This is a genomic window from Paenibacillus sp. MAH-35 (assembly GCF_058135425.1).
Map to the genome: position 1 here is coordinate 97,459 of NZ_JBYUPU010000023.1, position 9,454 is coordinate 106,912.

The following is a 9,454-nucleotide window of genomic DNA, read 5'->3' on the forward strand; positions in this document are numbered from 1 at the left end:
TATATTTTTATAATATTATGTATAATAATTATGATCCGTTCCTCGCTTTTTGTCAATAAGAAGCGAAGGGAAATAAATACTTTGTATAAGGCTATGTTGACTTTATGTAAACTAATTCATACAATTTAGAAGACTGCTTGTTGGCAGTCGCTTTCATAGCAGATTTCATAGAAAAGGTGAGAACGTTCATGTCCAACCATGAATATGCAATATTGTTGTATTATAAATTCGTGCCAATCCCGGAAGCGGAAGCTTTCGCCAAGGAGCACCTGGACTTCTGCCGAGCACTCGGGATTAAAGGGCGCATCCTGATCGCCGACGAAGGCATTAACGGCACGTTGTCCGGCACGATCGCCCAGACCGAGCAATATATGCAGCATATGCGCCAAAATCCGTTGTTCCACGATATGGTATTCAAGATCGACCCGGCTGACCGGCACGCCTTCTCCAAAATTTTCGTCCGTTACAAAAAGGAACTGGTCACGTTCCGCTACGACCAGCCTCTCGACCCGAACGTTATCGGCGGCAAGCGTCTTTCCCCGAAGCAGTTTTACGAGAAGCTGCAGCAGGAGGACGTGATCGTGCTGGATGGACGAAACGGCTACGAGTTCGATATCGGACATTTCCGCAACGCGATCCGTCCCGACGTCGAATCGTTCCGGGAGTTTCCGGACTGGATTCGGGAGAATATGGGCGAACTCAAGAAGAAGCCGGTACTGACCTATTGCACAGGCGGCATCCGCTGCGAGAAGCTGACCGGCTTTCTCATTCAGGAAGGGTTCGAAGACGTCTACCAGCTCGACGGCGGAATCGTCACGTACGGCAAAGATCCGGATGTTCAAGGTCGTCTGTTCGACGGGAAATGTTACGTATTCGACGAGCGCATCTCGGTGCCGATCAACCAGACCGATGAGGATATCGTCGTAGGAGCGTGTCATCACTGCAAGAAGCCGGCCGACCGCTATATCAACTGCGCGAACGACAGCTGCCATCTGCAGCATATCGTCTGCGACGAATGCGAAGAACGGTATGACGGCTACTGCTCCTCCGATTGCGAGGAACATTCGACGGCGACGATCAACTACGGCTAATAAAACGGGTGGTGTCACATTGAAACAGGATAACGGTCTTTCGACCCGTGAGCTTATTATTCAGCTCCTGAAAACGAACGGCGAGCTTAGCGCCAGAGACTTAACCGAACATTTGGGAATCACCGGCATGGCGGTACGCCGTCATATCGATGCGCTCGAGCGCGACGGTTTGATCGAGCCGAGAACCGTGCGCCAGCCGATGGGCCGGCCGACCGCCGTGTACAGCCTTACCGCTCAGGCCGAGCATTATTTCCCGAAGAAATATCATGCCGTAGCGCTCGATCTGCTCGGCGAGCTCGCCAGCGAGGCCGGCGAAGGGATGGTCGAACGGTTATTCGAGCGCCGGAAAGAAACGTTGTTCCAGAAATACGCGAACGCCATGGAGAACAAAGCGTTGTCCGAGAAAGTCGCTGCTCTCGCTACCATTCAGAACGAGAACGGCTACATGGCCGAATGGGAACAGCACAGTGACGACGAGTATATTCTGAAAGAACACAATTGTCCGATCTCGCAAATTGCGAACAAGTACAATCACGCTTGCAAATGCGAACTAGGGTTGTTCGAATCGCTGCTTGGAGCCGATGTCGTCCGTACGGAATGTTTGGCCAAAGGCGGCAAAAAATGCGTCTACCATATCCGGAAGCGCAAGCAGCATACGGATCAGGTTTAATCGCTCTGTTTGCCTTTAAGCCGCAAAAAGCAAGCCCCCTGTCATGATCGACTAGGGGCTTGCTTGACGTTAGGCGTTACGGGCGGAGCGGAGACGGATGGGATCGCCAACCTCTCCCTTCCGTCGCGCCCGCCGTACCGGCTCATTTCACCGGATTTTCTTTGCCCAGGAAGCGCCAGAACGCTCCGCCGAACAGATCGGATACGTCACGGCGAATTTCTTTTTTCTTCACTTTCCAGCCGGTTTCGAGCAAATCGGCGTATTTGTCCGTGAGCACATTCGCGATAATCTCCCGGGAATGGTCCCACTTATACAGCAGCTGATCAAGTACCCGGCAGTCGGAATGCTGCGGCGTTACGCTCGTCCCGAGCAGCTCAAAGCGCATGCGCGTCATCTCTTCGATCAGGCTCGGATTGTTCAGGAACCACCAGCAGCCGAACACGTGCAGGTTGCGGAACTTGCGGGCCGCTACGGCCAGCCCGTGCTGGTTCTCGCGGGCGAGCATCGTGCACAGGAATTTGTTGTCCGGGTGCAGCGAGCAGATCTGCTCCACGGTCCGTACATCGCTTAAGCCTACGCTGTCTCCCGCATCGCCCAGCGCCGGATTAACCCGCTTGTTGACCCCGATCATCATTGCGAACGGAATATCGAACTCCTTCGCTACCGGAAGAATGCATTTGGCGATAATATCGCCGCGGGCCGACTGCTCCGGATAACGGAACGACGGAGGCAAGGAAACCGCCATGTACAGCGGATTCATTTTGCGGATCCACGTACGCAGAAACTCGCAGATGCCTTCGACCGTTTTGTCCGTAACTTCCTGCTCGACGTCGTAGCCCCATCCCTTCAGCTTCTCCCACGTGCTCTCTTCCCATTGCATCAGCAGCGGATCGATCCGGAGCGCCGTGTTGAACCGCGGGTCGACCTCCTGGATCGTCTCCCAGGCGTTTCGCTCCGAATCGACGAACGGATCGTTCGTCATGCAGACGTTCGCCACGTTGGACAGTTTGAAGATCAGGTCGATATATTCGCCGGTCGTTTTCGATGCGAAGAAGGCGCGATACGATTCCAAATCTCTGGACGCAACGTCGAGTCCAAGACGGTTCAGCACGGTCAAAACGCCGCGGCACGCCTCGCTGTAAGGCGAATGGTCCAGAAACAGCGTCTGCCAGACGAGATCGGCCTGCTCCCGCTTCGACATCGCCCAGAACGATTCGTACGGAAGATCCGGATGGAAGCGCAGCGTCTCCGCCACGAGATAATGATACGTGAGCAGCTCATCGATTCCCCACAGCAGCAGATCGCCGAAATCTTCCGTAAACAGATGCGTGTGGATATCGGAAATCGGGGTAGTGCGAATTGTTTCCTTGACGAACGAGCGAAGCTCTTGTTTTGTTTGAATAGCCATGCCGCAGTTCCTTTCCCCGAAAAAACGGATGAGATGAACGAGTCATTGTTAACGTGTGCATGATGCGTACGCTTTCATTGTACACGGATTCGGCTTATTTGCCAAGCAGCTTTACATGTTTGCCGATATGCGTTATCAAAGCGTCCGTGTAGCTAGGCTCGTTGTCGTCCATCGTCCGGTAAAACTCGTCTTTAAACAGAGACTTGCCGCTCTCGTCCTTGGCCTGCAGCAATATGCCGTAGGTGATATGAAGCATCTGACGAGCGTCGTCGTCGTTCAAGTAATCCGGCAAGTCGGCGTCGGCTACGCCGTCCAGCGGCTTGATCGCGTTTAAATCCGCCTTCACGTGGTAATACGCGGTCGCCTCTCCGAAATGATCGTATGCGTAAGCATGCATGCGGCGGTACAGACCCGGGTTCGTCTTGGCGATCACCCTCATCGCTTCCAGCCAATTCGTTCCGGCCGTCTTCAGATGGAACCGGCCTTTCGTATGGACGCCGATCATCGGGAATACCGTAAATTTGTCGCTGCCGGAATGAATGCTCAGCTTGTAGCCGAAATGGTCGGCAATGGCCGCGTGGATCTTCAGCTCTTCCTCGAACCGGGCGACGTCGCCGATGTAATCGATCCCTTTCTGGAACTCTCCGCAGAAGCGGGGCGCCATGCTGAACAGCTTCACACCGCGGCGGTACAGCTCCTCTGCGATCAGGAAATGCGAACCCGGGTCGGTCGGCGTCAGCGTCTCATCGATCGACACTTCGAAGTCGATGTCCCGGCCGGCCGTTTGAATGTATTTGGTGAACACATGCTCCATATAATCGATCGCTTTGGCATAGATAAGCACATTTTTGGCAAGCGTCAGCTCGTTAAAGACAAAACCGGTGCCCGCCGCCTCGAAATTGCGGTTCAAATAGCCGTCCTCGTAACGGGAGCGGACGTCAGCCGGAACTTTCGCGTAGCTCGCCAAAATGTCGGCATCGGATTGCCCTTCCACCGTATTGTCGATATGCTCCGAGCAGTCCAGCGTCAGCATCGTGAAGCCGAGCCCGAGCGCCAGCTCTATGTCGGCCTCTACCTTCAGGTGGTCGCCGTCGGCGCCGAAGCCGTCCTTGTAGCCTTCCTGGAAAGCGGCATAACAGGCGGCGTCCAGCACTTCCTTGTAATCGCGGCCGGTCAAGTTCAGCTCGCGGATGCTCTGCTGCGCCAGAATCGGACGGATATCGTGGCCGCGCACCGTCTCGATATGTCCCGGGGAAGCGATGCCAAGCCGGTCGCCGAGCCCGATCGTCGAGATTTGCGTGCCGAAGGCGCGAGGAGCGGTGTAGGGGAAAAACCGGTTCAGTGTCAGCCGGTTGGCATGCGTGAGCGGGCACAGCTTCGCCGAATCGGCCCCCCCTGCTACCGCTTCACCTTCCAGTGCGTCGGCCAATGCTCCGGCTCCTTGAGCGAGCAACAATTTGCGGCCGTCCCGTTTAATCATAACGAGCGATACGCCCTCATACTCGGCGAGCGACCGCTCGTACGTTTTTACTACGGATCCTGCAGCTTGCAACGTGTCAATAACGGAAAGTAACGCTTGCATGGGAGAACCTCCTTGTATGCGATCGCCGGCATACCGGCGTCTAGCCCCATCTTAGCGCAAATTCCGTCTTGTTTCTGTTCATTTTTTGCGGAATGGACCGATTATTCCACAATTTTTGCTTTTCCAACTCCCGGAACATGTTCCGGCTGCTCCAGAACGACGCTGCCGTCATCGAGCCGCAGCCACGTTTCGAAGCTCCGCTCGCCTTCGCGCAGCCGGATCAGCCGCGACCCGCGAGGAAACCCTTCGCGTCCGTAGGTATTATAGCCCGTCGCCCGGCCGTAGCTTAAGCGGACCCCGTGCAGTTCTCCCCAATAGTCGTTCACATGGTCATGTCCGCAAAACGTCCCCATCACGTCGCCCGCTTCGACGAACGCCGCGAACATCCCGCTGTTCAGCGGCGGGCAGCACACGTTCTCCTGCTTGTGGCCGTAACACGTCTGCGTCTCCCATACCTGATTATACTCGGGTAGCGGGATGTGGAAAAACGCGAGCGCCGGAAGCGGCTCTCCCTTGTTCTGTTCCGTCAGACGGGCCGATTGCTGCAAAAACCAGGAAATCTGATCGCGCCGGAACCAGTTATAGCCTTTGATATGGGAAAGCGGTGAATACTCCCCGGAGTCCAGGCCGTACAGCGCCGCTGCCGTCTGTCCGCTGCGCCCTTCCACTTCCAGTACGAAATTGCCGAAGCCCGACAAATTTGCCGGTCCCGAGTCCGAGACGGCATGCTCGTATGTCTCAACAGCCGGGGCCAGCTGCTCGCGTGTGATGTTCCCTTCCGTATCGTGATTGCCGAATACGAGCGCCCACGGAATCTTTGCGTTCTCGGCCGTAGCGACTGCATCCCGCAGCGCCTGGAACGGATCGGTGCAGCCTTTGCCGCCCGAATAAATCACATCGCCCGTAAATACGACGAGATCGGGCGCTTCTTCCCGGATGACGAGCTCCATCAAGCTTCTGGTGCGTTGATCGGCCTCACTGCCGTCGACCCAATGAATATCCGTAAATTGTGCAATCGTAAACGTTCCGTCTTCCCGAAATGTCAGCTTCCGCTTGTCCATGGCTCAATCTCTCCCCGATCTAACGTTTGTCTTCTGTTCCGTGATGTCGCGAGATAAAGCAGTGCGGGTCGTATCCGCGGGCTAAGGCTATAACGTCGGTTCTCAGCCTCTTCAGGCGTTGTCTCCGTTCCATTGAAAGCCGATCGCATTCAGGAAAGCATGAGCGAGCACCGTATGTCCGGTCAAATTCGGATGTACGCGGTCCCAGGCAAGCGCGCCCGGATAATAGTGATTCAGCACCGCATCGAACGCCTTCTGCGTATCCACGAACACAGCCCCGGTCTCGGCGGCAAGCTTCGCGACCACCGCCCCGTACCGGTCCATCGCCGCACGCATCGCATCTTCCGGATTCGGCTCGATGTAGAACGGAGTCATCAGTATGAGCCCTTTCAAGGACGGCTGAACGGAAGCGATCAGATCGCGAAGCGTCTGCTCGTACTCCTCGATCCCAACGTGCTTCTCGTTGAAGTTCGGCATATCGAACTGCCGCCATACGTCGTTGATCCCGATCATAATCGACAGCCAGTCCGGCTTCAAGTCCAATACGTCCGTCTGCCAGCGCGCCTTCAGATCGCGAACCGTGTTGCCGCTCGACCCGACGTTGATCACCCGGATATGACGGCCCGCATATACGGCGCTAAGCAGCGCGTTGACGACCGATACGTAACCGTTTCCATATTCGGTGCCCCGGCCTTCCCCGACCGGTCTCGCGCGGCCGCAGTCCGTGATAGAGTCCCCGATCATGACCAGTCTGCTGTTTGGTTGAACAAGCATGTGTTTTTCCCCTCCGAATGATGAAGATACCCAATCTCGTCCATTATAAGGGAAGGCGGGCGGTTCGGAATAGTCTAATTTTGCTTGCCTGTGGTCGTACAAAGGAATAACACCTGCTATAAATCAAAATCCAAATGTGACAAGCGATATCTGATTGTAAAAACAGCAGTTGACAAGGAAGCTGTTCTATTAACCTAACAACTCGTATTTTTTTCTGGCTCCCAGCGTTCTGATATTAAGCATATAGATGTCTATATGTAAGGATCGAACAGGAGTCGTAACGATTAAGGAATGAGTGAACGCACTTTCCTCACAAGCTTATCCGCAAAAGAAGGCTCCCCCATTACACATCCCGCTTTACCGGTAACATTTCCATTCTGGTCCATGCTGAAACGTTCAAATTGAAGTCAATAATAAAAATGAGGATCGATAGATTGCACCGACTCCTTATTCTATCAAATAATTCCATATAATGGTCCATCAATAAATCATTTTTATGGTTGACTTAACGCCGTCATGCAGCTTAACACTACTTGCTCGAAGCTGCTCTCCGTGATTGGACGGAGCATTTACTCCTCTACCGAGCCAACCTCCCCCTACCCCCGCCGTCTGTACTGATCCCGCACCACCCTATCTACTGAGAGCCCAATTGACGAAGAAATCATTCGGTACTACTATAGAAGAATTGAATGATGCAGAGGAGGATAACCGTTGTCTGAGATACACGAACGTTCAGGACAACTTCCCGGCATAAGTCGCGACAAGCTGCAGGGGGATTGCGAGAAATGCTTCGGCTTGTGCTGTGTGGCACTTCCCTTTGCAGCTTCCGCAGACTTTGCCGTAAATAAAGACGCTGGACGGCCCTGCTCGAATTTGCAAGACGATTTTCGCTGCGGCGTTCATACCGATTTAAGGAAGCTGGGGTTTAAAGGCTGCACGGTTTATGACTGCTTCGGCGCCGGGCAGATGGTATCCCAGGTTACCTATGGAGGGATCGACTGGCGGCAAGCCCCTGCCACTGCGAAGACGATGTTCGAGGTGTTCCCGGTTATGAAGCAGCTGTACGAGCTGCTCTGGTATTTGACGGAATCGCTGACGCTGCAACCTGCACAGTCGATTCACGGAGCTCTTCGCGCCTTACTCGACGAGACGCTGCGGCTCACCCGCCTTCGTCCCGAATCGCTTCTGGAGCTGGACGTGGCGGCTCACCGGGCGAAAGTAAACGAGCTTTTGCTCCGGACTAGCGAGTTCGTGCGGGAAGAAGCGCGCCGCAGCGAGAAGCGGAAACCGGCGCATGGACGTCAAAAAGCAATAGGCAGAGGTGCCGACCTCATCGGGGCCAACCTGAAGGGAGCCGATCTCCGCGCCGCCAATTTAAGAGGCGCTTATCTGATCGCGGCCAACCTGAAAGGCGCGGATCTGAGAGAGGCCGACCTGATCGGGGCCGATTTCCGGGACGCCGATCTTAGCGGAGCCAATCTCACCGGCAGCATTTTCCTCACCCAAGCCCAGCTCAACGCAGCCAGAGGAGATGCCCGCACCAAGCTGCCGCCGTCGCTTGTTCGGCCGGCTCATTGGCCGGCCTGATGGCTAGCGTTCATGCCGGCTTCCGTCCTGAGACGCGAGGCGATCCTCCGTGAAGCAGGCTCGTTGGAGCAGTCGCTTTGAATCGGTTGATGCGATAGGGAGAGGAGAGCCTGCGGGGATGACCACTAAGAGATGTTTGTACCCCTTATGAAGCTGCCTTCTTGCTTTTTCGGAGAAATAGAGGCGGTTTGCGACCCTTATTTCGGCCGCTCTGCCGCCAAACCCGCCGTTTCTGGGAGATTAGCAGCTGCGAACCGCTCTTATTTTCGCCCAAAACCCTGTTTCGCTCCAAATAAGAGGTGCAAATCGCTCCTAAGACTGCGATTGCGATATCCCCGCACGCCACGCCACACTCCTCATTCAAAATCAATGAAAGACTTGCGCGCAACGAGTTCGGAGACCATGCAAAAAAAGAAAGGAAACGGCCCTCTCGGACCGCCTCCTTTCTTTTTTGTATGTCCGATCCATCTATCGGATTACGCCAGGCCGCCCGACTCCCGGACGACGCTCAGCGCCTGATGGTGAACGTCTTCGTTCATAACGGCTGTGAGCAAATAGTTGCGGCCCATCGTGTCGTCCTCGCCGCCTGAGCTCATCCCGCTTGCACTGACGTCGGCCGCGGCAAGTATTCCCGCATTCCGGTCGAAGTCACCGCCGAGCGTCAAATATCCAAGTCCCGGTATGTCGCCGTTGATCGGATTTTCGACATGGTCCACTCCTTCGCCCGCAAACCGGCCGACCTCGTCGATCCGCATGTCTTCGATGCGAAGCGACTTCAGCTTGGCAGCCGCTCCTTCGGCATCTTCCCGGCTTTTGAAATAAGCCAGCACGCTTTTCTCAGCCATTCGTCGTTACCTCCGCTCACGGCCTGCCGCATACGCATAGGTTGCGGATTAGGCGTTCTCCTGGCGTTCTTCCGCCGCTTGAGCGCGCTCGGCCGCTTCCAGATCGGCAGCGTCGGCAAGCGATTCGGAGAATTCGACGTCCTCGTTTCGGGCTATTTCCAGTTGCTCGTTCTCGATTTCATTCTCAGCATTGTTCGCCTTATGGTTGTTCATCGGTAATCCTCCTCGGTTGGTTGAATTAGGAACTAACTATAGAAGTTTGCCCGGATCGTACACCAACTATGCATAGCGGCTCAAATAAAAAAAAATATCGAGTAGGCCCATGCACAATTGCATGGGCCTCTCACAGATCCGGACGTGCGGGTCATCGCATCCGGCTCCTCCAAGATTATCCCCTTTGGGGGTGATGTTCATTGTAAAGCTCAAGAAGACTGCA

At 55.0% G+C, this 9,454-nt stretch carries 9 protein-coding genes; 3 read left to right on the top strand and 6 right to left on the bottom strand.

Annotated elements, in window-relative coordinates; genetic code table 11:
• The first annotated feature begins 188 nt into the window (after positions 1-188).
• Complete coding sequence (gene trhO / locus AC3Y2E_RS22160) at positions 189-1,091, top strand: oxygen-dependent tRNA uridine(34) hydroxylase TrhO (protein WP_379214205.1); 903 nt, start codon at positions 189-191, stop codon at positions 1,089-1,091.
• A 19-nt stretch (positions 1,092-1,110) separates the two neighbouring features.
• Positions 1,111-1,761 carry a helix-turn-helix transcriptional regulator gene (locus AC3Y2E_RS22165; protein WP_379214207.1) on the top strand — a complete coding sequence of 217 codons (651 nt, stop codon included), beginning with the start codon at positions 1,111-1,113 and terminating at the stop codon, positions 1,759-1,761.
• 142 nt (positions 1,762-1,903) lie between these two features.
• On the opposite strand, the gene AC3Y2E_RS22170 is transcribed toward AC3Y2E_RS22165, so the two are convergent.
• From AC3Y2E_RS22170 to AC3Y2E_RS22185, 4 genes are all read right to left on the bottom strand, one after another.
• Positions 1,904-3,169 (bottom strand): glucuronate isomerase, encoded by a 1,266-nt coding sequence (locus AC3Y2E_RS22170; RefSeq protein WP_379214209.1) that lies wholly within the window; start codon positions 3,167-3,169, stop codon positions 1,904-1,906.
• Between the two features lie 94 nt (positions 3,170-3,263).
• Positions 3,264-4,751, bottom strand: coding sequence for a tagaturonate epimerase family protein (locus AC3Y2E_RS22175; protein ID WP_379214211.1), 1,488 nt, complete (start codon positions 4,749-4,751; stop codon positions 3,264-3,266).
• Positions 4,752-4,852: 101 nt separating this feature from the next.
• Positions 4,853-5,812, bottom strand: a complete 960-nt coding sequence (locus AC3Y2E_RS22180) for a metallophosphoesterase family protein (RefSeq protein ID WP_379214213.1) — start codon at positions 5,810-5,812, stop codon at positions 4,853-4,855.
• 111 nt (positions 5,813-5,923) lie between these two features.
• Positions 5,924-6,586: an SGNH/GDSL hydrolase family protein gene (locus AC3Y2E_RS22185; RefSeq protein WP_379214215.1), complete on the bottom strand. Its 663-nt coding sequence runs from the start codon at positions 6,584-6,586 to the stop codon at positions 5,924-5,926.
• Positions 6,587-7,297: 711 nt separating this feature from the next.
• Between AC3Y2E_RS22185 and AC3Y2E_RS22190 the strand changes: the two genes are divergently transcribed.
• Complete coding sequence (locus AC3Y2E_RS22190; RefSeq protein WP_379214217.1) at positions 7,298-8,173, top strand: pentapeptide repeat-containing protein; 876 nt, start codon at positions 7,298-7,300, stop codon at positions 8,171-8,173.
• A 476-nt stretch (positions 8,174-8,649) separates the two neighbouring features.
• On the opposite strand, the gene AC3Y2E_RS22195 is transcribed toward AC3Y2E_RS22190, so the two are convergent.
• Together AC3Y2E_RS22195 and AC3Y2E_RS22200 are read right to left on the bottom strand one after the other, a co-directional pair.
• The gene (locus tag AC3Y2E_RS22195; RefSeq protein ID WP_332074229.1) at positions 8,650-9,018 is read right to left on the bottom strand and encodes a hypothetical protein; all 369 of its coding nucleotides are present in this window, start codon (positions 9,016-9,018) and stop codon (positions 8,650-8,652) included.
• 48 nt (positions 9,019-9,066) lie between these two features.
• A complete protein-coding gene (locus AC3Y2E_RS22200; RefSeq protein ID WP_332074228.1) occupies positions 9,067-9,231 on the bottom strand; it encodes a YfhD family protein in 165 nt (54 codons plus the stop codon).
• Between the last annotated feature and the right edge of the window lie 223 nt (positions 9,232-9,454).

Excerpts from the sequence above, each read along its gene's own strand:
- trhO (WP_379214205.1), top strand. The coding sequence starts at position 189 with ATGTCCAACCATGAATATGCAATATTGTTGTATTATAAATTCGTGCCA.
- AC3Y2E_RS22170 (WP_379214209.1), bottom strand. The coding sequence starts at position 3,169 with ATGGCTATTCAAACAAAACAAGAGCTTCGCTCGTTCGTCAAGGAAACA.
- AC3Y2E_RS22175 (WP_379214211.1), bottom strand. The coding sequence starts at position 4,751 with ATGCAAGCGTTACTTTCCGTTATTGACACGTTGCAAGCTGCAGGATCC.
- AC3Y2E_RS22180 (WP_379214213.1), bottom strand. The coding sequence starts at position 5,812 with ATGGACAAGCGGAAGCTGACATTTCGGGAAGACGGAACGTTTACGATT.
- AC3Y2E_RS22185 (WP_379214215.1), bottom strand. The coding sequence starts at position 6,586 with ATGCTTGTTCAACCAAACAGCAGACTGGTCATGATCGGGGACTCTATC.
- AC3Y2E_RS22195 (WP_332074229.1), bottom strand. The coding sequence starts at position 9,018 with ATGGCTGAGAAAAGCGTGCTGGCTTATTTCAAAAGCCGGGAAGATGCC.
- AC3Y2E_RS22200 (WP_332074228.1), bottom strand. The coding sequence starts at position 9,231 with ATGAACAACCATAAGGCGAACAATGCTGAGAATGAAATCGAGAACGAG.